The sequence below is a fragment of the [Clostridium] celerecrescens 18A genome (assembly GCF_002797975.1).
Taxonomy (GTDB): domain Bacteria; phylum Bacillota; class Clostridia; order Lachnospirales; family Lachnospiraceae; genus Lacrimispora; species Lacrimispora celerecrescens.
In genome coordinates this window covers 966671-989913 of record NZ_PGET01000001.1, presented here as the reverse complement: position 1 = coordinate 989913, position 23243 = coordinate 966671, and the positions used below count along the sequence as shown (strand labels likewise).

Below are 23243 nucleotides of genomic sequence, written 5' to 3'. Positions count from 1 at the left end.
TTACCATGAAATTTTCTACCAAGGGACGCTACGCCCTTCGTATGATGCTTGAATTTGCACTTCATCCGGGCGAATGCACAAAAATCAATCAGGTGGCGGAACGCCAGGAAATATCGGATAAATATCTGGAACAGATCGTCACCATCTTAAGCAGGGCCGGGTACGTGAAAAGCAGAAGGGGTGCCCAGGGCGGTTATTATCTGACAAAGGATCCTTCGGAGTATACCGTCGGCATGATCCTGCGCCTTGCTGAGGGAAGTCTGGTTCCCGTATCTTGTCTGGAAGATGAAGTCAACCCTTGCAGCCGTTCCCATAATTGTGCCACACTCATGGTATGGAAAAAGCTGGATCATGCGATCTCCGATGTGGTAGACGGCATCACCCTGGCAGATTTGGTGGAAGAACAAAAAAGGCTGGATGGCCAGGCCAATTATTACGAAATCTAAACAATGGCATATAAAAGTTCGTGTTCTCCAACGTCAGAGGAAAACACGAACTTTTTGAAACTTAAATTCATTCAGCCGTTTATTCCTTGCCAGTTAAAGTCCCATCGAATATTTCGCGGAAAGAGGAATCATGTTCAAGGAAAAGATCTACTAAAAGAGGATCAAAATGACTGCCTCTTCCCTGAGTAATAATCCCCAAACTTTTCTCGTGGGAGAAACTCTCTTTATACACACGTTTTGAGCGCAGCGCGTCATACACATCGGCCAAAGCCATAATACGCGCTGATATTGGAATTTCTTCCCTTTTAAACCCCTTTGGGTATCCGCTCCCATCCCATTTTTCATGATGGCAAAGTGTGATTTCCTTACCGACTTTGATGAATGCGCTTCCTGTATCCTTCTTTTCAATGCTGGCCAGGGTCTGATATCCGATGGTGGTATGGGTTTTCATGATCTCAAATTCCTCTGGTGTCAATTTGCCGGGCTTTAGCAGAACCCCATCCGGAATTCCCACCTTTCCAATGTCGTGCAAAGGACTGGCCTGGGTGATACCATCTATAAAGGCCCGGTCTATTTCCTTCTTATGAGCCCCCATTTCCCAAAGTTTTTCCGCAAGGAGTCTGCAGTATTGTGACGTTCTGACAATATGCTCTCCTGTCTCATCATCCCTGGACTCCGAAAGCTTTACTAACGCATGGATCGTGGCCATCTGAGAAGCGGATACCTCCGCCACCTTTTTCTGTACCAGATCTTCTAAATGATGATTATATTCCTCCAGCTTTTCCTCAATCGCCTTCGTACTGGTGATGTCCTGGATCGTGCCATGGACTTTGGCAAGCATTCCATTGGAATCCTTTGATCCCACAAACCGGATCTGAACCCACTTGATCCGGTCTCCCTCCATCAACAGCCGGTACCGGTATTCAGCAGGCACCATTCCGCTTTGCATATCATGATAAATTTGATTCACCAGTTTTTTATCATCAGGATAAACCTTTTGAAAATAAACCATCAGATCCGGTTCTACGGACTGGTCTGTCTCCAGGATTCTGTACATGGTGTCCGACCACCATAGCTTTTTTGTGCAAAGGCTCAGTTCCCAGTTTCCTATTAGTGCAATTTCCTGGGCTTCCCGGCGGGAGGCGTCACTTTTCTCCAATTCCCTGCTCTTTATTTCCAGCTGTTTTGACACGTCAACATACCGCTCCATGATCTCCGAGACCAGTTTGGTATAAGTCTGGTTATCCACCTGTTTTACAAAATGGTCAAGCATGGCTTTTACATATTCATCTGAACCCGACCGTTCCAATCCTATTCTTTGTCCCAGCAGGGCTGCGTCCGTCCGCCTCAATTTTCTTCCTCCTTAAGAAAATAGTCGATCCCCACATTGGTCAATTCTTTCAGCTGTCTGATTGCGGCTTCCTGCGCCGCAGGAGTATCAAGGATACTTCCATGCTGAGGTGCGATCAGGGAAATATCCAGCTCCTCTATCCGTTCAAGGGCATACTGCAGCGCCTTTTTCGATGGCATAATTCGCTGGTGAAAGTCTAGAATTCCCTTTATCTGGCATGCTTTCCGGGTGATGGGACAGATCTTAAAAGGCGTACAGTCCCTGCATTCCGTGCCGATCCTTGTATATAAGTCCCAGTTGTAATCGTAGCTTCCGAAAATATCGCTGCTGAATAATGTTTTTGTCTTCACATCATAAGTAATGAAGCTGCCCGGTGAGTGGGAATAAGGCGTCCTGATAAATTCAAGACGCCTGCCGCTGGCAAATTCAAAATGAAATCCTAATTGTTCAATGCACTGCTTCGGTGTACTCATGGAATAATAATTGATGAAAATATTGTTTTCATGATGGGAAATAATTTTTAAATCTTCGCTGTTAATGAGCGTTTCTATATGGGGAATATTACCGCATAAATCCGGATCATAGTGCTGATAAATCAGGCGGCTGATCTTGCCCGGGCTGATTCCCGTGCGCATAACTTTTAACATAACTGTGCTGAAATCATCACGGCTTCCGCTGTCGATGAGCACTGCTTCACCACCGTCTACTATTAGGTAAGGATTGCAGTGAAGACCTGCACTTTCGTCAAAAAAGCCTACCCAGTAAATCCCTTCTGCAATTTCGACATACTCTTTGTAATTCAAATCCTGCTTATTCATTTGTATTGTCCTCCAATATATAATTGGCTGCGTTCCTTTCCTTCTATGGCATGCCGTTCGGCATAAAAATTCTGCCATGTAAATACTGCATATTATGACATAATATACCATATTTATTTTTATAAGTCTATTTTTTCCAGCCTGCCGTTTAAAATAATCAGATTACCACAAGGCCGGATAACAGCACAGAGACCCGCAGGGTTTGGCCTGCGGGCCTCTGTGCTGAAATACGGTTATACTTAGCCTTTTAAAAGAATTTAGCCACATAGCCCTGGATAAAGATCACCAGAACAATAACAGGAAGAACAAACGTTACATAAGCCCTTGCCCATCTGGGAAAGCGGATTCCCCTTCCTTCGTTGGCTTCCTTCATGAAATTCTCATATCCCCAGCCATATCTGGAGGTGCAGAAAGCCAGATAGATCAGACTTCCTAAGGGAAGTAAGTTATTGCTGATAATAAAGTCTTCCAAGTCCAGCACATTGCTTCCTTCGCCAAAAGGCATAAATCCGCTCCACACATTAAATCCAAGCACGCAGGGCAGAGATAAAAGGATAATGGCTGCTGCATTCATCCACACCGCTTTTTTTACGGTGCATCCAGTTAAATCCGTTGCAAAAGATACGATATTCTGGAAAACTGCAATTACCGTGGAAATAGCTGCAAATGACATAAAAAGGAAAAACAGACTGCCTAACAGTCTTCCGCCTGCCATGTTGTTAAATACGTTAGGCAGCGTCACAAAGACCAGCTTTGGCCCTTGCCCTGGCTCGATATGAAATGCAAAACAGGCAGGGAAAATAATAAGTCCCGCCATAAAAGCCACAAAGGTATCCAAAACAGCCACACTGATGGCTTCTCCTGCCAGCCTGTGATCCTTTCCGATGTAGCTTCCAAAGATGGCAAGAGCACCGATTCCAATGCTTAAGGTGAAAAAAGCCTGTCCCATAGCAGCGAATATGACTTCACCGATCCCTGCTTCCCTGATCTTATTAAAATCAGGCTTTAAGTAAAATTCCAGTCCTGCCCTGCTGTTTTCCATGAGCACCGAATGAACGGCCAGTATGGCCATTAGGCCCAACAGGCATAACATCATCCATTTTGTGATCTTTTCCACGCCGCCCTGAAGCCCTCTTGCACAAATAGAAAAGCAGCCGACTACCATGATGATCATAAATATCCCCATGATAACAGGATTCGCAAGCATGTTCCCAAACTCCCCGGCTACTCCTTCCGCATCAAGACCCACAAAATCTCCCTTAGCCATCTTAAAAAAATATAGAACCATCCAGCCGGAAACCGTGGTATAAAACATCATAAGAATGTAATTTCCCGCCATCCCCAGGTACTTGGCATAATGCCATTTGCTGCCCTTTGGCTCCAGCACATCATAAGACAAAGCGATACTCTTCTGGCTGGCACGTCCCACGGCAAATTCCATTGCCACAATAGGCAGGCCCAAAATGAGCAGAAACACCGCATAAATCAAAACAAAAGCCGCTCCTCCGTATTGGCCTACAATATACGGAAATCGCCAGACGTTTCCAAGGCCAATGGCACATCCTGCTGAGATCAGGATAAATCCCAGTCGTGATGAAAATTTTTCTCTCTTCATCTTTCTAAGCTCCTCTTCAGTCACATTTTTTCTGCCATCTTTCCAAACGGGGTCCGTTCTTTTTATATTCCGGCATCCCTATTTATGCTTGAAATGACAAAAGATTCCATGCCATTATAGCATAGAATCTTTTTACTGACTACCATATCTTAATGATGGATTGACGGAGGAAGGGGTTCCTTTCAGCAGATCGTGCTTTCCGCAAACTTCCTGATATCAGAAGCATTGGTGATCTTCTGGATCTGGTCGTTCTTTATAACCACCAGAGTAGGGGCCTGCATAATCCCAAACTTTGTGGCAAGCTCTGCATTTTCCTCTGCATCTACTACTTCATAATCCATGTTTTGTAAAAACTGTTTTGCCATCCGGCAATTCGGGCAGGTCTTAGTCGTAAAGAGATAGGTACCGGCCGGGATCTCCGCATTTTTCACCGATGTCTTATCCTGGTTCTCTAAAGCAGCTTCTTTTTTCAGTACAGAGCGGACTGGATCGTATGTTGTCCGGTTCTTGTATTCCTGGGTTTTACCCTCATTCCAGTTCTGCACCGGCCGGTAGTATCCGGTGATCCTGCTGTATACCTCAGCCTTTTTTCCGCAGACCGGACATACATTATGCTCGCCGGAAAGATATCCGTGCTCCGAACAAATGGAATAGGTCGGCGACAGGGTATAATAAGGCAGCTTGTAATTCTCCGCAATGGTGTGTACCAGCTTTGCCGCAGCTTCCCAGTCAGGAAGCTTCTCTCCCAGAAATGCATGGAATACGGTTCCTGATGTATAGAGGGTCTGCAGCTCATCCTGAATATCAAGCGCATCAAAGATATCTGCCGTATAATCCACAGGAAGGTGGGAGCTGTTGGTATAATAAGGGGTATCTCCCGGATTTCCTGCTGTTTTGATATCCGGATAATGCTTCTTGTCATGCTTTGCCAGACGGTATGTGGTAGACTCTGCCGGGGTTGCCTCCAGATTGTATAAGTCTCCGTAGATTTCCTGATAATCCGACAGCCTTTCACGCATGTGATTTAACACATCCTTTGTAAACTGTCTGGTTTTTTCATTCGTCATATCCTGGCCCAGCCACTTGGCATTTAAGCCAACTTCGTTCATACCGATCAGGCCAATGGTGGAAAAATGATTTTCAAAACTGCCCAGATAGCGTTTCGTATAAGGATAGAGTCCCTGATTCAAAAGTTTTGTTATGACCTCCCGCTTGGTCTTTAATGACCGGGCTGAAATATCCATCATATGATCCAGGCGCTTGTAAAAATCAGCCTCATTATGAGAAAGGTAAGCGATTCTTGGCATGTTGATAGTTACAACGCCCACGGAACCGGTGCTTTCGCCGGAACCGAAGAATCCGCCGGTTTTCCTTCTAAGTTCTCTTAAATCAAGTCGCAAGCGGCAGCACATACTTCTTACATCGCTTGGCTCCATATCGCTGTTTATATAATTTGAAAAGTAAGGGGTACCGTACTTGGAGGTCATCTCAAACAGCAGCCGGTTATTTTCAGTATTGGACCAGTCAAAATCCCTGGTAATGGAGTAAGTAGGAATGGGATACTGGAAGCCCCGCCCATTGGCGTCTCCCTCTATCATGGTTTCAATAAAGGCCTTATTGATCATATCCATCTCAGCCTTGCAGTCTTTATATTTAAAATCCGCTTCTTCACCGCCAATGATTGCGTTAAGCTCTGCCATATCAGCAGGAACGGTCCAGTCCAGAGTAATATTAGAGAACGGAGCCTGAGTTCCCCAACGGCTTGGCGTATTCACGCCATAGATAAAGGATTCAATGCATTTCTTCACTTCCCGGTAGGATAAATCGTCAGCCTTTACAAAAGGAGCCAGATAAGTATCAAAAGAAGAAAAGGCCTGGGCTCCTGCCCATTCATTCTGCATGATTCCCAGGAAATTAACCATTTGGTTACAAAGTACGGATAAATGCTTTGCAGGGGAAGAAGTGATCTTTCCCGGTATTCCGCCAAGTCCCTCAAGAAGAAGCTGCTTTAAGGACCAGCCGGCGCAGTATCCGGTGAGCATGGACAAATCGTGAATATGGACATCCGCGTTCCGGTGTGCATTAGCGATCTCCTGGTCATAAATTTCAGACAGCCAGTAATTCGCCGTAACCGCACCGGAGTTGCTTAATATCAGCCCTCCGACGGAATAGGTAACAGTGGAATTTTCCTTGACACGCCAATCCTCTACCTTTACGTAGCTGTTCACCACAGCTTTGTAATCCAGAATGGTATCCTTCATATTCCGTATCTTTTCTCTCTGCTTCCTGTATAAAATATAAGCCTTCGCCACATCGGTATATCCCGCCTGCTCAAGAACGTGTTCTACACTGTCCTGAATCTGTTCAACCGCGATCTGGCCTCCTGTCATCTTCCCCTGAAAATCAGCAGTTACCCGAAGAGACAGCAGTTCCAGTATTTCATTGTTATACTCCTTTTGAGTGGCTTTAAATGCTTTTTTAATCGCTTCCGTGATTTTATTCAGACTGAATTCAGCACTTTCCCCATCTCTTTTTACCACCTGGATCATAAAACTAAACTCCTTTCCTCTGCAAAACCCCTTATGTTCCTATTTTTATCATACAGTACATTATGAAAACAAGTTTTCATAATCGGGTGTACGGCAGTAAAAATACTGCCTTTTATCAGCAATCTTAAAACCGATTTCTGATAAGCTATAACATTACCGGAATAAAAAACAAATCCGATAATCGTATGTACGGCAGAAAATATACTGCCTTTTATCAGAGACTTTAAAAGCGATTCCTGATAAGTAACATTATAGCAGAAGAAAAGAAAAAACACAATATGTGGATTGGTTTTTTAATACGAATCCACATATTGTGTTTTTTCATTCATTAAAGGCATCGGCATTGTCTGCCAGAGAGGCAAACAGCTCCGATGGCACATAGGCGTTCACCAGAATTCCGTCTTCCTGATACTCTTCCTTAAGCAGCTGCCCGTATTTGCGGATCAGCTGGATTTTCCCTGCTTCCTTATAGGAATAAACCTTTTCCAGATATATTTTCTGGTTTCTAAGAATGGTTTCTAAAAGATTTAAAAGTTCGTCAAGGCCTTCTCCGGTTTTTGCAGAGATCCTCACCTGGTGATCGGAAGATACATCCCTCAGGATCACACCGCCTTCTGCCGTATCGATCTTATTGAACACTGTAACCATCACCTTATCACAAACCCCAAGCTCCCTCAACGTTTCGTACACAACATACATCTGCATGTCCATCTGGGGATTGGAACAGTCCACCACATGAAGGATGATATCGCTGTACTTGGCTTCCTCCAGGGTGCTTTTAAAAGCTTCGATCAAATGATGGGGAAGCTTCCTGATAAATCCTACCGTATCCGTTAAAAGAATCTGCTGCCCGCCCGGCAGGCTTAAATTCCTTGTGGTTGGATCCAGGGTTGCAAACAGCTTATCCTCAGCCAGTATCCCGGCATCTGTAAGCCTGTTTAACAAGGTGGATTTCCCGGCATTGGTATAGCCTACAATGGCGGCGGTAGGAACATGGTTTTTATCCCTCTGCTGCCTGACAACTTCTCTGTGACGTTTCACATCCTCTAAATCGGCCTTTAGCATTCCGATCCTGTCATGGATCAGACGGCGGTCCATTTCCAGCTTTTTCTCTCCGGGTCCGCGGGTACCGATTCCGCCTCCCAGACGGGACAAGGAGCTTCTAAGGCCCACCAGACGGGCCGACCGGTACTTAAGCTGTGCCAGCTCCACCTGGATCTTCCCTTCCCTGGTGGTGGCTCTGGAAGCAAAAATATCCAGGATCACCATGGTCCGGTCCATGATCTTTGTATCCAGGGCCTCTTCCAAATTACGAAGCTGGGCCGGAGACAGTTCATCGTCGCAGACGATTCCGGTTGCATCTAGCTCCCAGATACGGTCCTTTATTTCTTCAATCTTTCCTTTTCCCAGATAAGTCCCCGGATGGATTCTCTCCCGGTTCTGGATTATCTTATCCACGGTAACGGCTCCAGCCGTTTTTACCAGCTCTTCCAGCTCGTCAAGGGACGCCTTTGTGTCATTCTCATCCTCGGTACTTACTGCCACCAGGATTACCCGTTCTTCTATTTCCTTTAACTCAATCAGCTCTGCCATCAATCATCCCAACCTATCTTGTCTTTAAAAATGTGATCTCCCGCTCCGCTTCCTCATCAGGGCCGTGAGCTGAGACATACTGCTGCATCAGATCCAGGGCTGTTTTAAATTCCCCTTTACGCTCCTCGGCAACCGCCTGATTAAACAAAAGTTCCGGGACCTCTGAACTGTCGGTTGTTAAAAGGCCCTTCTTAAAATATTCGGCTGCTCCATCCCAATCTTCATCAGCCATCTTACATAAGCCCATCCGGTTATAAAGCTGTGCGCTTTCTTCCCCTTCACTAAGGGCTTCCTCATAGAGGCTCATGGCATCAGAAGCCGTTCCGGCCTTTTCCATGGCTGCTCCTGCAGCCAGCAGGGCTTTCATCCTGCCCGGTGCCTTTTTCTCTTTATCCAGTTCAGCGCTTTTCTTATAGTCCTCTATGGCACCGTTTAAATCGCCGGCCCCTGCCCTTGAAACGGAACGCAGATTTAAATATTCCGGCCGTTCTTTATCCACCTTTATGAGTATGCCATAGGTATCTGCGGCGGAAGAATAGTCTCCTGCCAGGTATTCGGCTTCTGCCCGGTACTTTAATACATCCACATCAAATTTCCCAACTAATCCTTTGGATGAGTCGATGGCCTGATCAAACGCTTCCACGGCATTGTCATAATTGCCCTGGTTAAGAGCCTCGATTCCTGCGGCCCGGTAAGAATATTTGTTTTCTTTTTTTCCGCAGCCGCCAGCTGCTATGGTAACTGTCAGTGCCAGCCCTAGGATGGCAGCCGCATATCCTGTCTTTCTTCTCATGCTATTATCTCCAACTTTAAGAAGTTCGATTCGCCACTATCTCACCAATATCATTGTTTTCCTGTGCTTCCATGGCCGCCGCGGTCCTCATGTCCCAGAAGTTCCACTTCTTCTAAACATAAAGCAGGCTGATGCTCCATAATGCGGAACTGGCAGATGCGGTCATTTACATGGATCACCGTATCCCGCAACGCATAGGCAGGGAAAAACCACTGGTCATTGTCCCCGCAGTATGTCTCATCAATAATTCCCATGCTGTTGGTCTGGATCACGCCGTAATTCTTAAATGTACTGCTTCTTGGAACCACATGGGCTTCAAATCCAGCCGGCAGTTCCATAGCTATCCCCAGGGGAATCAGTTTAAACTCGCCTGCCTTCATCTCCACTTCCTGTGCTGCCCGCAGATCAATCCAGTCAGATTTGCCGTCAATGTAGCGTAATCGTTCTATTTTATCCGTAAAATATTTAATTCTTATGGTTTGTGTCATCTTATTTCCTCTTTCCTGCCCATCTTTTCGGCATAAAGGTATCCCTGAAAGGGGTGTCTTCCTAATGTTAATCATCTTTTTTATCTTCTTCCGGAAGCAGATCACCGCTTTCAGAAAGCTCTTCTTCCACTTCCATCCGTATCTCAGCTGTTACAACAGGATCCGCAACCGGAAGATTCTGAGTAGATCCGATGCCAAATCTTCTTAAAAATTCCTCTGTGGTGGCAAATAGTGCCGGACGGCCTGGAGCATCCACGCGGCCCACTTCATATACCAGGTTGTATTCCACCAGTTTATTGACCGCATGATCCGATTTAACGCCCCTGATTTTCTCTATTTCAAGCTTTGTCACAGGCTGCTTGTAAGCTATGATGGACAGCGTCTCCAGAACCACTTCCGTAAGAACCTGCTTTTTAGGCGCAGATGCCACACGGATCAAGTTCTCGTAATATTCAGACCGCGTGCACATCTGGTAGCTGTCTTCCAGTTCAAGGATCTGCATCCCTCTTTTCCCCGTATCATAGCGCTTCATCAAACGGAGAACCACTTCCTTAGCCGTGGCCTCATCCTGTTCAATCGCAGCGGCAAGAGCCTTAAGTTCAACGGAATTTCCCATGGTAAAGAGAACCGCCTCGATCACGGCTTCCCACACCTTTTCTTCTTTTGTGCTCTTCTTCGGCCCATCGGCCAAAAGAGTATCCTTATCCATCGATTCCATCGATTTCCTCTCCCTTAATTCCTTCCCCTTCATCCTGCAGTTCCGACAAATCCAGTTCCCCGTCTTCCCCTTCTGGTTCCAGGGTTTCAATGAACATGTCATCAAACAAATGCTCCTGGGTCAGCCTGATCTTGCCGATCTTCATGAGCTCCAGAAGCGCTAAAAATGTCACAACAACCAGGATCCGGTCCGGCTGCTGCTCAAGCAGCCCGCGGAAAGAAAACTTCCGGTGCACTCTGGCATAATCCATGACCGATTTTATCTTGTCCTCCAGGCTTATGGATTCCCTCCGGATATTGCCAAACCGGCTGCGGATAGGATCCACACGGTCCGACTTTCGTTTCGTAACCGCCCGGAAAATTTCCTGGAGTTTCGCCAGGGTAAGCCCGTCAAGGAGCTTGTCCAAATCCACCGGAGGTTCGTACTTTGCCACCTCAGGAGGAATGGAAGGGGATTTATACAGCAGACGTTCAGCCCCCACTTCCCGGTCCTTTAACTCCATGGACATATATTTATAATATTTGTATTCCAAAAGACGTGCCACAAGCTCGGCCCTTGGATCCTCTTCCTCGCCTTCCTCATTGGTCTCCCTGGGAAGCAGCATGCGCGCCTTTATATCAATGAGGGTCGCAGCCATGACAAGAAATTCGCTGACAATGTTTAAATCCTCTGTTTCCATGTGATTTACAAAGTCAAGGTACTGCTCCGTGATCGTCGCTATGGGAATGTCGTAGATATTCACCTTATTCTTCTCGATCAAATGAAGCAGTAAATCAAGCGGCCCCTCGAAATTATCCAGTTTATAAGAGATTCCCATAAAATCCTCCAAGGCAGATTAAGACATGCCTTTGACAAGTATATCAAATCCTACTTCATCTGTAAATATATGGAAGGCCCAAAATCATGATTTCATTTTTAAATCCACCACTACCAGTTGAGGTTTGTTGTTTAAGCGGATATTGATGGAATGGGTCCCAAGCCCTCTGCTCACGATCATATGCCTCCCATCTTCTGTAAACTCACCGGCACAGTACGGAAGGAAAAATTGATATTGAGGCGTCATGACCCCTCCAAGGTACGGGAGCCTTATGGTTCCCCCATGAAAGTGGCCGGACAGAGTCAAATCTGCTCCCCAGCTTCTGCATGAGGAAAAATAAAGGGGAGAATGGCACAGCAGAATCTGAAACCGCTCCTTCGATGCCTTTCCCACCTTTTGTTCAATCTCTTCCTCTGATAAACGATCCGGATGGAACTTCCGGTAAGCCCCTTTTTTTAAATCAATCCCGGTAACAGCAATATCTTCTCCATACCATTCCGTCCGGTTATCAAGAACTTTGATTCCAAGCTTTTTTAAACTGTGCACATAAGCTTCATATGCTTCTCCGTACACCTGATGTTCCCAAAGCAGACGGTTCTCATGATTGCCATTGCCGCAAATGACAGGATATTTGCCTGCCAGCTTTTCCAAAAGCTCTAAGGCAGCGGCCATATCCGCTTTCCCCTTGCTGATGATCATATCGCCGCCTGCCAGCACAAGATCAGGAGCCGCCTCATCCACAGCGGCCAGAAGCCTTTCATTGCCGTCGCCAAACCGGTGTTCATGAAGGTCGGATAGGAACACAATGGTGCGATCCGTTTTTATCTTAGCGCTTTCCAAAACAGTTCTCTCTATGCTAAGCTGTTCTTTTTCATACTCAGAACGCAAATATAAGCCTGCGCCTACTGCGGCGCAGATAGCTACGGAAGCAAACCCCATCTGATCTCTCCTCTTCTTCCTTCATTCTTTTCCTGCTTTCTGTTCATCATACAATGAAGGGCCTGTCTGCGTCAAGTCTAAGAAGACCAGTTGCCCATCAGATATTCTATGATGAGATTGGGTACGATAACCATAAGCCCGATGCCGATACTCATGACAATGGTACCGTAATAATATTCCTGGTAACCTGGAGCTCCCGGAGCCGGCGGGACTGTAAACGCAAGGTGATAAATGGATTTGAAGAGTACAAAAAAGCAGATAAGATAAAAAATCACGTTAAATATTTTCTTTTTCATAGATATAATCCTCCTTTTCCATAATATAAACCACTTATGGATAATATGCAATACTGGATAATCACGGTTTAATTAAGGACAGAGGTGATAAATCATGATTGTTTATGACAGACTATGGGAAACCATGAAAAAGAAAAACATCAGCCAGTATCATCTGATAAAGTACTGCAAGGTCAGTGCCGGGCAAATCGGGCGGCTTAAGAAAAATAACTTCGTTTCCACTCATACCATTGATATGCTCTGCAGGATTCTGGACTGCGATGTCGAAGAAATCATGGAATACCGGGCCGATATAAGCGAGGCCACCCTGATGTCAGAATGCGAAGCGGATACAAAACAGGACAATGCTCCTTCAGAGGATTTGGCATAGAAAAAGAGCCTTTAGGCTCTTTTTCTATGCCAAAAAATCCATGTTCCTACCGCATCCAGGCTCCGGAAGAGTCCAGGCGGTATCCATCGGGCGTAATGGTATCCTTAAGCATGGCTCCATTGGCTCCCAGATAATACCATTTTCCATTGCTCTCCACCCATCGGCTTGCCGCCATATAAGAATCAGTACCAAACCAGTAATACACTCCGTTTATATTCTGCCACTCGTTGCAGGCCTTATTACCATCCTGCTTTCCGTAATACCATTTCGTCCCGTCCTGGACCCAGCCCTGGGAAGAAGCCTGTGCTGTCCCCCCGGCAGCCTTTAAGGCAAATCCATAATCAAGCAGAGATTTTGTATCCTCATAATGAGTGGATTTACTCTTCATGATAACCGCAATCAGCCGGACGCCGTTCTTTTCCACACAGGTGACTAAGGTATTGCCGGCCAGGGAAGTAAAGCCTGTCTTACCTCCTATTACTCCCGGATAATATCTGGAATCTCCCGGATTAAGCATCTTATGCCCCATAGTCACTGTTCTGGCCGAAGCCTTCTTTGTGGCCGGTATCTGGTAACTTAAGGTAGAGGATATCTTTTTCACCGTATCATTCTGATAAGCAGCTCTGGCAATAAGGGCCATATCATGAGGTGTGGTATAATGGCTGGAGCTGTTAAGTCCATTGGGGTTGACAAAATTGGTTCCAGTACAGCCAAGCTCCTTTGCCCGGGCATTCATCAGGGCAGAAAACGCGCTGACACTTCCTGAAACATGCTCTGCCAGACCATTGGCCACTTCATTGGCAGACTTTAGCATGAGTCCGTAGAGGCTCTGCTCTACCGTCAGCTTGTCCCCCTCCGTAAGTCCCAGCGTCACCGCACCTGATTCCAGGTTTGTGGTGGCAGCCTTTGAGAATGTCACTGTTTCTGACAAATTACACTTTTCTGCAACAAGTAGGGCAGTCATAAGCTTTGTAATGCTGGCAGGATAGTATCTTGTTTCCCCGTTCTTTGAATAAAGCAGGGTTCCTGTAGATGCATCCATAAGGATCGCACCTTCCGATTGAATGGCCGGCTGTTTTATGTCAGCAGGTAATGTTCCTCCGGTATTGGGAGTGTTTCCCGTCTGAGTACTTCCCCCGCCGGTTCCGGCGCCGACTCCAGGTCCGATCTCACCAGACGTGTTTCCCGACGGCACGCTTCCCGACTCTGTCTGTCCCGCGGTTCCCGGAAACGGCTGTATTAGGGGCGTCTCACCATATGATGGTATTGACGCCAGAATGCTGATACTGATTACCAGGCTCCATAGCCTGCATGATTTTTTTGCCATATCCTGTTATCTCCTGTATATTTCTGCATGCAAGAATCTTTTCTTATAACAGTATAGCATAAAATCCATAATTTTCCGATTAAAATTTTCTTACAATAACTTAAAAACACCGCCTGAATCAGGCGGTGTGATCTGCTAAAAAATCTGATCGCTATATTCTTTTTCCAATTCTTCCAAACGGTCCATTGCAACGTTTAAGATCTCAGCATGGTCAAATGCCAGCTTTTCCTGATCCAGCACATCAATGGCCGGCAAAAGATCGATCTCCGTTTCCTTTTTCCACATCATTCCCTGACGCTCATAGGTTTCGGTAATCCGATAGCTCATAAAAATATGTTCCTCTTCATTTTCAATGGTAAGCGCATAGGTGGCTCCATTCTCCAGTTCAGAGAGCTTCTTTTTCTTCACCTGGAACCAACAGGCTTCTTCGGCATCATCTCCGGCCTTTGGAGTCAGCTGATTCTTAGGTACTGCGGCCATATAGGATACTGAAATGACTCTTGTTCTGGGATCACGCTTCACGCTCCCCCATGTATAGAGCTGTTCCAGACAAATAGCTTTTAACCCAGTCTCTTCCTCCAGCTCCCTGGCTGCTGCGGCCTCCAGGGATTCATCCACATTTACAAAACCTCCCGGAATCGCCCATTGTCCGATGCATGGATGGTTTTTCCGCTTAATGAAAAGAGCTTCAGTTTCCATCTCTTCCTCATCCACCGCAAAAATCAGCATATCCACGGTCACCGACGGGCGTTCATAATTCCCCGGACGATACTGCAAAAGAAACTCTTTTTCCGTTAATCCCTCTTCATTCCTTCGTTCCATTCTGCCCTTCTTCCTACCAGTATCTTAGAAAATCACGGACTGAAGCGCCCCTAAAACTCCTGCACTGGCAAGTCCCATAATAACTCCTGCCACCAGGACGCCTCCCATCACGGCTAAAATACTGGATTTAAAATCAATATCAAGCAGGCTGGCTGCCAAAGTGCCGGTCCAGGCACCTGTTCCCGGAAGGGGAACTCCCACAAATAACAAAAGTGCAATAAACAACCCCTGTCCAGCTTTCGCCTGCAGTTTTTCGCCGCCACGCTTTCCTTTTTCCAGGCACCAGGAAAAAAAGCCGCCGATCACTGGCTTATCTGCTCCCCATTCCAGAACCTTCCTGGCAAACAGGTATATGATAGGTACCGGAAGCATATTTCCAAGAATCGCAACGATATAGGACTGAAAAAGCGGAAGTCCCATCACTGTTGCATATGGAATTGCACCGCGAAGCTCTATCAGCGGAACCATGGAGATTAAGAAAACGGTCATATATTTTTGTAACATATTCCATTCCTTTCGTGTAAAAGTCTGCCTTTATACTATACACAAAGTTTGACCGTCTATCAACCATTTTATAAAAAGATTATATTTGCCATCGAGCGGCGGGATGAAGCAGAGCAGGGCATACCCCTTTCTGCATATACCATATATTATAGAAAGAAGGAAGGACTGTCCATGGAATACCGGCAGCAAAAACGAACCTTTCGCTTAATCTTCTCTGAATTAAATATTAACATTTGTAAAATACTATTGTACTGTCAAAACGAGTATGATATAATCCTCCAAAGTTGATAATCATGATACCAATCGCCAGAACGGAGAAAGATGACTTATATGAAAAATCTGCTTCACAGGTACAGGCATGTCTGGATCCTCGGCTACGCCTTTATCTATATTCCGTGGTTTATTTACCTGGAAAAGTCGGTGACTAACCACTACTATATCATGCATGTTGCTTTAGACGACCTGATTCCTTTTAATGAATATTTCATTATTCCATATCTTTTATGGTTTGTTTATATAGCTTCTGCTATTTTATTCTTTTTTTATACTGATGTAAAAGATTATTACAGACTGTGTACCATGCTGTTTACTGGGATGACCATCAGTCTGGTGATCTGCACCGTGTTTCCAAACGGTACGGATTTCCGACCAGTGATTGATCCAGGGAAAAATATCTGCTCAGATATTGTAGCGGTTCTTTATTCCACGGATACTTGTACCAATGTATTCCCCAGTATCCATGTTTATAACTCTATTTGTGTACACATTGCAGTCCTTCACAGTGAACGATTAAGAAAATACCGTTCAGTGAAGACCGGTTCCCTGATCCTGATGATTTCCATCAGCCTTGCAACTGTTTTCTTAAAACAGCATTCTGCCTTTGACGGTCTTGGTTCATTGGTTATGGCCTATGTGATGTACCACTTTGTATACTCTGACTCCTTTGTTCCCAGCAGGGAGAAAGTTACCGAAAAAGCAATCAGTTAAAACATATCCCCTGACGCCTTTCATTGATAGGCCAGGGGATATTTGTTTTTTAATGCCAATAGTAGTTTTAGTTAAAACCGAAAAATTTCTGGGTCATTTTATAGATCGTAATAGGGAATTTCCTTCCGCTTTTTCCAGGGAGATTGACTCCCTGACCCATAAAGCCCCACCGAAGCCTTAGGAACAGCGGTAAGTTCTGCTTGCGTAGATGTTGCCATAATTCCTTTTTCTTTTCCATATTTTCATCATTATCTGACTTAATTGCAAGGATGGAGGATATGGTCATCATGATCTCCAAATACCGCACCATGTAATGACGCAGCTTACGCTGCTTGATCTTCATTACATCGTAATAGCCAAGCATTAGTTTTGTCACCTTGATCTGCTGGTCAATGCGGCCGATCATGACCGATTCGTTTACAGACTGGTCATCTCTACCGATAAAGTACCTGTAGAAGTTTACATCCAAATAATACATGGTTCTTACGTGAGGCAGCGGCTGGTAAACAAATATATTATCCACATAAAAAGTGTGCATGGGAAGTTCCAGACCGCATTGTATCAGAAGCTCTGTCCGGTAAATCACCGAATGCATGAGAATATAATGCCCAAGCAGGAACACCTTGACCTCATCCCAGCTAAACATCTCATTCTTAGGAAGGGCGGTGCGGTAATTCATGACTTTTTTCCGGGCTGCTCCCTGCTTTTCATATACAAAATTGCTGATCAGCATATCCAGGGTCTCTTCCCCATAAACAAATCGCCGCAAAGTATCCAGAATTTCCTTATAAGCAGACTCGTCCACCCAGTCATCGCTGTCTACCACCTTAAAATAAATTCCAGTGGCATTTTTTAAGCCAGCATTGACTGCCGCGCCATGGCCGCCGTTCTCCTGATGGATCGCCCGGCAGATTTCCGGATAATTTCTTTCATATTCATCCGCGATTTCTGCTGTATGGTCTTTGGTAGATCCGTCATCCACAATAAGGATCTCAACCTCATCGCCTCCCGGCAGCAGAGAATCAATACAGTGCCTCATATAGGACTCAGAGTTGTAACATGGAATTGCTACAGATAAAAGTTTCACACAACATCCTCCTTAAAATTGTTTTTCTGATAAATGCGGATTGCACAAATGGCAGACACCACCGCTGATGCGGCCGCCAAAACCGGCCTCCGGTCTGTATAAAACAAAGAATTCAAACGCTCAGTATTCACTACCAAGAGCGACAGTAAATTTGCTGATACATGAAATAGATAAGGGGCCAGCAATGTTCCTGAAATCTCATACAGCCAGGCAACTGCCAGGCCAATGAGAAAAGCATAAGCTCCCTGGGGAAGATTTCCATGGTAAAGCCCGAAAAGAGCTGCGGATAAGGCTGCAGACAGCCAAAAGGGTAGCTTTTCCTTAAGCGCGGCAAAACCCAGTCCACGGAATATGATCTCTTCTGCAAAAGGGATCATAAAGCCGGAAGCAAGGAGCTGAAGGGGAAAGGACGCAGAATATAAGTTATTTTCCGCTTCCTTATAGGACACGGATATTTCAGTTAGTCCAAGTATATTCACTATATAATTGCCGAGGATGCATAAGGATGATCCAAATATTAAGATATAGATTAAGCAGCCATGAAGATTAAATCCTGGGGAAGCTTGGGCTCCACGGCGCCTTTGGTCTGCGGAATAAAAGTAATATAGCACGGGGGAGACTAAAATGGCGGATAAGGCGGTGGCTTCCAATGGGCCTAAGTTTAAGTATAAATATAAAACTGTCGTCATGGCTGTATAAAAAAACATGGGAAGGATCAGATGCAGGATGATTGATATCATTAATATGGTGTCCTTTCATTTTCTTATACTTTGTACCATACATCCGCAGTGCAGCTTGTAAAACCGTAGGTTTACACTCACGGGCATTCGCCCTATGAAAGGCAGGCAAAAAATTTCTAATGTGCAAGTACAACAAATTTTTTTGCCTGCTTTATTTTGCGCTGTTCATTGCTTTCGTGTACATTATACCATCCAATCACAGGATATCTACCAAAATTTTCATAATTATTTCTAAAGAATCATTCCAATCTTTCTAAAGGTTCCCATCTCTTTAAACCTGTTGATTTTTTTATTATCTGATAATATAATATCTTTATACTTTTTGACCAAACTATACGGAATTGAGAGGGAACAGATATGGCAAAAAAACGTATTGTCCTGGCTTTGGGACATCATGCATTGGGAACAAATCTTCCGGAACAGAAAAAGGCAGTTGCCGAAACATCAAAAGTAATCGCAGATTTTATTGAGGCCGGCTGGCAGGTGGCAGTCACCCACAGCAATGCTCCGCAGGTGGGCATGATCCACACAGCTATGAATGAATTCGGTAAACTTCACGACGGCTATACTTCTGCGCCCATGTCCGTATGCTCTGCCATGAGCCAGGGTTACATCGGTTATGATCTGCAAAATGGCATTCAGGCAGAACTTGCAAAACGCGGCATTTACAAATCTGCCGCCACCATTTTGACACAGATGATGGTAAACCCTTATGACGAGGCTTTTTACACCCCCATGAAGTCTGTGGGACGTTTTATGTCCGCGGAAGATGCAAAAGAGGAAGAAGAAAAGGGGAACTATGTGGAGGAAGTGCCCGGCAAAGGCTTCCGCAGAGTCGTGGCTTCTCCTAAGCCTGTATCCATTGTGGAAATAGACATCATAAAGGCCGTTATGGATGCAGACCAGATCGTCATCGCCTGCGGAGGCGGCGGCATACCGGTGATGGAACAGGGATATCGCTTAAAGGGCGCCAGCGCAGTCATTGAAAAGGACCGGGCGGCCGGACTGCTTGCAAAGGAAATCGAAGCCGATGTGCTCATGATCCTTACTAACGTTGACAATGTTACTCTGAATTACGGAACATCTGATGAACGTCCCATCAGCCAGATGAGTCTGGAGGAAGCAGAAGGCTACATTCAGGAAGGACAGTTTGAATCAGGCTCTATGCTCCCAAAAATAGAAGCCTCCGTGGATTTTTTGCAAAACGGCAAAAACCGGAAAGCCATCATTACCTCTCTGGACAAAGCAGAAGCAAGTCTGGAAGGTAAAGCAGGTACGGTAATACAATCTTTTTGAATAAGGACAGAGGTCCGTTTCATATATTGAAACAAATGTAATATAACGGAGCTTTATTCATGAAATTTTTGCAAAAATTAAAGATTGCAGAAAGAATCAGAAAGCTTTCTATCCCTCCAGAAACAGGAAAGAAAGCAATTATGGTATTCCTGCTTTTCCTCTGCGCCTTTCTGGCCGGCCACCTTGGAGCCATGATGGTCGAACAACACAGGGCCGTGGAGACTGCTGCAGATGGAAACTGGGGGTTAAGTTTCCAGCAGGAAGGGCAGCCGCCGGTAGCCAATGCTACCATGGACTATTTGAAACAGTACAATGCCTATTACGCTGAAAAAACCCCGGATAAAGTTCTTTATCTGACCTTTGATGCCGGATACGAAAACGGAAATACCGCTGCTATACTGGATGCATTAAAGAAACATAATGCCCCGGCCACCTTTTTTGTAGTAGGAAATTACATAGAGACTGCTCCGGAGTTAGTAAAGCGTATGGTTGCAGAAGGCCATATCGTAGGCAATCATACCTATCACCATCCGGATATGTCTAAGATATCTTCAAAAGAAGCATTTGAAAAAGAGATTAAGGATTTAGAGAACCTTTTTGAACAGACTACCGGACAGCCCATGAAACAATACTACCGTCCGCCACAGGGGAAATACAGTGAGGCCAATTTAAAAATGGCGAATGATATAGGCTACAAAACCTTTTTCTGGAGCCTTGCCTACGTTGACTGGTATCAGGATAAGCAGCCCACAAAGGAAGAAGCCTTTAAAAAGCTTTTAGGCAGGATCCATCCCGGCGCTGTCGTGCTCTTACACAGCACCTCCAGCACCAACGCCCAGATTCTTGATGAATTGCTGACGAAATGGGAGGAAATGGGCTATCAGTTCAAGTCTCTGGATCAGCTGGTGGCTCAGTAGAAACGCTGTCTTCTAAAATTGTATTTATGGAATAAAAGATGAGCTTTTAAAATGGTTTTATACCATTCAAAGCTCATCTTTTTTATTGAAATCCAGGGAAAAAATCCTTGATAAAAATTGTCTGGTTCTCTCTTCTTTCGGATTTGAAAAAATCTCATCCGGACTTCCCTCTGCGGATCCAGGTATTCTAATACATACAAAAATAAGCTGTATTCATATACATACACACAGTTTTACAACAACAGCAATCCATTTTTTAATAAATGGCTCATTGAAAATGGAAAAGCCATAAGAAGCCGAAAATTATCTTTTCTCTGGCTTCTTATGGCCTGATTTTGCCTTTCTGGCTTTTATAATACGGAGGCGCGCATTAAAGCATCATCAATACATCCCGCAATATTCTCTCTTCCCATATCTTCTACAAATCCCGCCCGTTCCATCATTGACATGGGCTGCTCGTTTACATGGGATAATACCAGTGTAACGTTCTTTCTTTTTAAGCTGTTGTAAAGCTTTTTTAAACTTTTTAATGCAGTTGTATCCATGGCCGGCACGCTCCGCATACGAAGGATCAGCACTCTCTTTCCATCTTCTAAGACTACCTTGGATATCTTATCAGCGGCTCCAAAGAACATCGGGCCATTGATTTCGAATACGGCTACATGTCCCGGAACCGGCTTTAAGTCAATTCGGTCTCCATCATGATCCTCTTCATCCTCCAGATACTTCCAGCCATTTACCTCGGCCACATCTGCCATCCGCTTCATGAACAGCAAAGAAGCGATGACCAGGCCGACGCCGATGGCCATAACCAGATCAAATACCACAGTAAGGACAAACGATACCAGAAGCACCGACCAATCGCTTTTGGGGGAAGTTTTTACAATTGAAACAAATTCTCTCCACTCGCTCATATTGTAAGCAACCATAAACAGAATCGCTGCAATGGCCGGCATAGGGATAAGAGCTGCATAGGGCATCAGGAATATGAGGATCAACAGCAAAAGAACCGCGTGAACCATTCCAGCCACAGGAGTCCTTCCCCCGTTTTTAACGTTGGCGGCTGTCCGTGCAATTGCGCCAGTCGCAGGAATTCCTCCAAACAGGGCGGAGAAGGTATTTCCAACACCCTGGGCGATCAGTTCCATGTTTGAATTGTGCCTGCTGCCTATCATACCGTCAGCCACAACGCAGGACAACAATGATTCGATGGCGGCCAGCACCGCGATGGTCACTGCATCGGGCATGACCTTTCCCATCATGGCAAAGGACAGCCTCGGAATATGCAGTTCCGGAAGTTTCGGAGAGATGGTATACAGATCCCCTATGGTATGAACCGGAAGATCCAGTACTTTTACTAAAACAGCAGTCAGAATAACTGCAATCAGGGATGGGGGGACCTTTTTAAAATATCTTGGCCAGATGATAAGTACGGCAAGAGCGATCATTCCTATGGCCAGCGCCATTGGATTAAAGGTTCCGATGGTGCGTACCACCTGCTCCAGCTTTTCCATGGTCTCCACCGGCGCCTTTTCAAAGGTAAGACCAAGGAAATCCTTTATCTGGCCGATAAAAATGGTCACCGCAATGCCAGCGGTGAACCCGCTTGTAATGGTATATGGAATAAAGCGTATCAGGCTTCCCAGTCGTAAAAACCCCATGATTACAAGGAGAATCCCGGCCATGACGGTTGCAGCAGCCAGGCCGTCAAGCCCGTTTTTTAAGACAATTCCGGCTACAATGGATGCAAATGCTGCCGTAGGCCCTGCGATCTGCACCTTGCTGCCACCCAAAAAAGAAATCACAAAGCCTGCAACAATGGCTGTATAAAGCCCCTGCTCCGGCGTCACACCGGAAGCCAGGGCAAGGGCGATGGAAAGGGGCAGAGCAATGATCGCCACGATGATCCCTGAAATGACATCCTTTACAAACTGCTCCCTTGTGTAATGCTTCATTGATAAAAAAAACTGTGGGATAATATCCTTCATCTTTCCTGTTCCTCTGTACATTATAAATATTTTATAAACTTTTTATAATATAACTGTGAAAAAGGAAGAATGCAAGGAAATTTCCAATGTTTTTCAAATAGTACAAGGATTTCTACCGCAGACTGTTCGCAGCAAGCAGCTCCAACCCCTCTTCATTCAGCAGCTCCACGTTTCCTCTGGTGAGCTTTACCAGATGATCTGCCTGGAACAAGCGCAAAAGCCGGGTAACCACTTCTCTTGCAGTTCCCAGGTGATGGGCAATCTGCTCATGGGTGATGGAAAGCTCACTGGAACCGTTAAGCCTTCCCTCTTCCAGAAGAAAAGCGGCCAGGCGGCCATCCATTTTCTTATTTAAGACCTGGTCCATCAGCCACATGACATCGGAAAAACGGGAAGCCATAAGCTCATTGGTAAAATTGGAAACAACTGCCGACTGCTCCATCAGCGTCTTATAAACTTCCGGCGGGATTACAGAAACCACGGAATCCTGCTCCGCTTCCACCGTCACATCGAACTGAATGTTTTTAACCATACAGGGACCGGAAAAAAGGCAGATATCCCGCTCAAGCAGACGGTAAAGCGTCAGCTCCCGCCCCTCATCCGATAACATGAAAACCCTTAGCTGCCCCGCGGTCACAAGCAAAAGCCCGCTGCAGCCGTCAGCACCGCCATGGACCAGCGTACCCTTTTCAAACCTGGCTTCCCTGGCTTTATCTTTTAAGAGCATTCTCTGTTTCTCTGTCAGCTTATTCCAGAAAGGAAGGTATTCTCCCAACACCATA

General features: G+C 45.4%; 23 protein-coding genes. 5 read left to right on the top strand and 18 right to left on the bottom strand.

All coding sequences use genetic code 11. The features are described from left to right. Positions 1–5: 5 nt before the first annotated feature. Positions 6–446, top strand: coding sequence for an RrF2 family transcriptional regulator (locus H171_RS04665; protein ID WP_100304109.1), 441 nt, complete (start codon positions 6–8; stop codon positions 444–446). 79 nt (positions 447–525) lie between these two features. On the opposite strand, the gene H171_RS04660 is transcribed toward H171_RS04665, so the two are convergent. The 11 genes from H171_RS04660 to H171_RS04605 all read right to left on the bottom strand — a co-directional run bounded on the left by H171_RS04660 (position 526) and on the right by H171_RS04605 (position 12423). Next, the gene (locus H171_RS04660; RefSeq protein WP_100304108.1) at positions 526–1797 is read right to left on the bottom strand and encodes an HD-GYP domain-containing protein; all 1272 of its coding nucleotides are present in this window, start codon (positions 1795–1797) and stop codon (positions 526–528) included. Beyond that, a complete protein-coding gene (locus tag H171_RS04655) occupies positions 1794–2615 on the bottom strand; it encodes an oxygen-binding di-iron domain-containing protein (RefSeq protein ID WP_100304107.1) in 822 nt (273 codons plus the stop codon). Before H171_RS04655 ends, H171_RS04660 begins: the two co-directional genes overlap by 4 nt. Positions 2616–2862: 247 nt before the next feature. Beyond that, entirely contained in the window at positions 2863–4230 is a 1368-nt protein-coding gene (locus H171_RS04650) for a sodium-dependent transporter (RefSeq protein WP_100304106.1), read from the bottom strand. Positions 4231–4412: 182 nt separating this feature from the next. Further along, positions 4413–6779 carry a ribonucleoside triphosphate reductase gene (locus H171_RS04645; protein ID WP_100304105.1) on the bottom strand — a complete coding sequence of 789 codons (2367 nt, stop codon included), beginning with the start codon at positions 6777–6779 and terminating at the stop codon, positions 4413–4415. A 321-nt stretch (positions 6780–7100) separates the two neighbouring features. Continuing rightward, complete coding sequence (hflX, locus tag H171_RS04635) at positions 7101–8372, bottom strand: GTPase HflX (protein WP_100304103.1); 1272 nt, start codon at positions 8370–8372, stop codon at positions 7101–7103. A 13-nt stretch (positions 8373–8385) separates the two neighbouring features. Further along, on the bottom strand, positions 8386–9165 hold the full coding sequence (locus H171_RS04630; protein ID WP_100304102.1) for a tetratricopeptide repeat protein: 780 nt from the start codon (positions 9163–9165) through the stop codon (positions 8386–8388). A 50-nt stretch (positions 9166–9215) separates the two neighbouring features. Then, positions 9216–9653: a dUTP diphosphatase gene (locus H171_RS04625; RefSeq protein WP_100042302.1), complete on the bottom strand. Its 438-nt coding sequence runs from the start codon at positions 9651–9653 to the stop codon at positions 9216–9218. A 67-nt stretch (positions 9654–9720) separates the two neighbouring features. Next, positions 9721–10371, bottom strand: coding sequence for an SMC-Scp complex subunit ScpB (gene scpB / locus H171_RS04620; RefSeq protein WP_100304101.1), 651 nt, complete (start codon positions 10369–10371; stop codon positions 9721–9723). Beyond that, positions 10355–11188 (bottom strand): segregation and condensation protein A, encoded by an 834-nt coding sequence (locus tag H171_RS04615; protein ID WP_100304100.1) that lies wholly within the window; start codon positions 11186–11188, stop codon positions 10355–10357. The genes scpB and H171_RS04615 overlap by 17 nt, the downstream gene beginning before the upstream one ends. Before the next feature lie 84 nt (positions 11189–11272). Next, positions 11273–12127, bottom strand: a complete 855-nt coding sequence (locus tag H171_RS04610; protein WP_100304099.1) for a metallophosphoesterase — start codon at positions 12125–12127, stop codon at positions 11273–11275. 77 nt (positions 12128–12204) lie between these two features. Further along, positions 12205–12423, bottom strand: a complete 219-nt coding sequence (locus H171_RS04605) for a hypothetical protein (RefSeq protein WP_100304098.1) — start codon at positions 12421–12423, stop codon at positions 12205–12207. Positions 12424–12517: 94 nt separating this feature from the next. Here H171_RS04605 and H171_RS04600 point away from each other — a divergent pair, with 94 nt between their 5' ends. Beyond that, complete coding sequence (locus H171_RS04600; protein ID WP_100304097.1) at positions 12518–12793, top strand: helix-turn-helix domain-containing protein; 276 nt, start codon at positions 12518–12520, stop codon at positions 12791–12793. 46 nt (positions 12794–12839) lie between these two features. Here H171_RS04600 and H171_RS04595 read toward each other — a convergent pair whose 3' ends face one another. The 3 genes from H171_RS04595 to H171_RS04585 all read right to left on the bottom strand — a co-directional run bounded on the left by H171_RS04595 (position 12840) and on the right by H171_RS04585 (position 15446). Then, entirely contained in the window at positions 12840–14120 is a 1281-nt protein-coding gene (locus H171_RS04595) for a serine hydrolase (protein WP_100304096.1), read from the bottom strand. 135 nt (positions 14121–14255) lie between these two features. Beyond that, positions 14256–14942, bottom strand: coding sequence for an NUDIX domain-containing protein (locus H171_RS04590; RefSeq protein ID WP_100304095.1), 687 nt, complete (start codon positions 14940–14942; stop codon positions 14256–14258). A gap of 24 nt (positions 14943–14966) precedes the next feature. After that, complete coding sequence (locus tag H171_RS04585; protein WP_100304094.1) at positions 14967–15446, bottom strand: COG2426 family protein; 480 nt, start codon at positions 15444–15446, stop codon at positions 14967–14969. Positions 15447–15776: 330 nt separating this feature from the next. Here H171_RS04585 and H171_RS04580 point away from each other — a divergent pair, with 330 nt between their 5' ends. Continuing rightward, complete coding sequence (locus H171_RS04580) at positions 15777–16433, top strand: phosphatase PAP2 family protein (RefSeq protein WP_100307419.1); 657 nt, start codon at positions 15777–15779, stop codon at positions 16431–16433. 67 nt (positions 16434–16500) lie between these two features. Here H171_RS04580 and H171_RS04575 read toward each other — a convergent pair whose 3' ends face one another. Both H171_RS04575 and H171_RS04570 read right to left on the bottom strand, forming a co-directional pair. Further along, complete coding sequence (locus tag H171_RS04575; RefSeq protein ID WP_100304093.1) at positions 16501–17520, bottom strand: glycosyltransferase family 2 protein; 1020 nt, start codon at positions 17518–17520, stop codon at positions 16501–16503. Continuing rightward, positions 17517–18260, bottom strand: coding sequence for a CPBP family intramembrane glutamic endopeptidase (locus tag H171_RS04570; RefSeq protein WP_100304092.1), 744 nt, complete (start codon positions 18258–18260; stop codon positions 17517–17519). The genes H171_RS04575 and H171_RS04570 overlap by 4 nt, the downstream gene beginning before the upstream one ends. A gap of 357 nt (positions 18261–18617) precedes the next feature. Between H171_RS04570 and arcC the strand changes: the two genes are divergently transcribed. Both arcC and pdaA read left to right on the top strand, forming a co-directional pair. Beyond that, on the top strand, positions 18618–19556 hold the full coding sequence (gene arcC / locus H171_RS04565; RefSeq protein ID WP_100304091.1) for a carbamate kinase: 939 nt from the start codon (positions 18618–18620) through the stop codon (positions 19554–19556). A gap of 140 nt (positions 19557–19696) precedes the next feature. Continuing rightward, complete coding sequence (gene pdaA / locus H171_RS04560; RefSeq protein WP_242883329.1) at positions 19697–20473, top strand: delta-lactam-biosynthetic de-N-acetylase; 777 nt, start codon at positions 19697–19699, stop codon at positions 20471–20473. Between the two features lie 350 nt (positions 20474–20823). On the opposite strand, the gene H171_RS04555 is transcribed toward pdaA, so the two are convergent. Next, positions 20824–22461, bottom strand: coding sequence for a SulP family inorganic anion transporter (locus H171_RS04555; RefSeq protein WP_100304090.1), 1638 nt, complete (start codon positions 22459–22461; stop codon positions 20824–20826). A 112-nt stretch (positions 22462–22573) separates the two neighbouring features. Beyond that, positions 22574–23242, bottom strand: a complete 669-nt coding sequence (locus H171_RS04550) for a Crp/Fnr family transcriptional regulator (protein ID WP_186802582.1) — start codon at positions 23240–23242, stop codon at positions 22574–22576. Between the last annotated feature and the right edge of the window lies 1 nt (position 23243).

What these genes read in the sequence shown, in the direction of transcription:
- H171_RS04665 (WP_100304109.1), top strand. Translation starts at nt 6, where the DNA reads ATGAAATTTTCTACCAAGGGACGCTACGCCCTTCGTATGATGCTTGAA.
- H171_RS04655 (WP_100304107.1), bottom strand. Translation starts at nt 2,615, where the DNA reads ATGAATAAGCAGGATTTGAATTACAAAGAGTATGTCGAAATTGCAGAA.
- H171_RS04650 (WP_100304106.1), bottom strand. Translation starts at nt 4,230, where the DNA reads ATGAAGAGAGAAAAATTTTCATCACGACTGGGATTTATCCTGATCTCA.
- H171_RS04645 (WP_100304105.1), bottom strand. Translation starts at nt 6,779, where the DNA reads ATGATCCAGGTGGTAAAAAGAGATGGGGAAAGTGCTGAATTCAGTCTG.
- hflX (WP_100304103.1), bottom strand. Translation starts at nt 8,372, where the DNA reads ATGGCAGAGCTGATTGAGTTAAAGGAAATAGAAGAACGGGTAATCCTG.
- H171_RS04630 (WP_100304102.1), bottom strand. Translation starts at nt 9,165, where the DNA reads ATGAGAAGAAAGACAGGATATGCGGCTGCCATCCTAGGGCTGGCACTG.
- H171_RS04625 (WP_100042302.1), bottom strand. Translation starts at nt 9,653, where the DNA reads ATGACACAAACCATAAGAATTAAATATTTTACGGATAAAATAGAACGA.
- scpB (WP_100304101.1), bottom strand. Translation starts at nt 10,371, where the DNA reads ATGGAATCGATGGATAAGGATACTCTTTTGGCCGATGGGCCGAAGAAG.
- H171_RS04615 (WP_100304100.1), bottom strand. Translation starts at nt 11,188, where the DNA reads ATGGGAATCTCTTATAAACTGGATAATTTCGAGGGGCCGCTTGATTTA.
- H171_RS04610 (WP_100304099.1), bottom strand. Translation starts at nt 12,127, where the DNA reads ATGGGGTTTGCTTCCGTAGCTATCTGCGCCGCAGTAGGCGCAGGCTTA.
- H171_RS04605 (WP_100304098.1), bottom strand. Translation starts at nt 12,423, where the DNA reads ATGAAAAAGAAAATATTTAACGTGATTTTTTATCTTATCTGCTTTTTT.
- H171_RS04600 (WP_100304097.1), top strand. Translation starts at nt 12,518, where the DNA reads ATGATTGTTTATGACAGACTATGGGAAACCATGAAAAAGAAAAACATC.
- H171_RS04595 (WP_100304096.1), bottom strand. Translation starts at nt 14,120, where the DNA reads ATGGCAAAAAAATCATGCAGGCTATGGAGCCTGGTAATCAGTATCAGC.
- H171_RS04590 (WP_100304095.1), bottom strand. Translation starts at nt 14,942, where the DNA reads ATGGAACGAAGGAATGAAGAGGGATTAACGGAAAAAGAGTTTCTTTTG.
- H171_RS04585 (WP_100304094.1), bottom strand. Translation starts at nt 15,446, where the DNA reads ATGTTACAAAAATATATGACCGTTTTCTTAATCTCCATGGTTCCGCTG.
- H171_RS04580 (WP_100307419.1), top strand. Translation starts at nt 15,777, where the DNA reads ATGAAAAATCTGCTTCACAGGTACAGGCATGTCTGGATCCTCGGCTAC.
- H171_RS04570 (WP_100304092.1), bottom strand. Translation starts at nt 18,260, where the DNA reads ATGATATCAATCATCCTGCATCTGATCCTTCCCATGTTTTTTTATACA.
- arcC (WP_100304091.1), top strand. Translation starts at nt 18,618, where the DNA reads ATGGCAAAAAAACGTATTGTCCTGGCTTTGGGACATCATGCATTGGGA.
- pdaA (WP_242883329.1), top strand. Translation starts at nt 19,697, where the DNA reads ATGGTATTCCTGCTTTTCCTCTGCGCCTTTCTGGCCGGCCACCTTGGA.
- H171_RS04555 (WP_100304090.1), bottom strand. Translation starts at nt 22,461, where the DNA reads ATGAAGGATATTATCCCACAGTTTTTTTTATCAATGAAGCATTACACA.
- H171_RS04550 (WP_186802582.1), bottom strand. Translation starts at nt 23,242, where the DNA reads ATGGTGTTGGGAGAATACCTTCCTTTCTGGAATAAGCTGACAGAGAAA.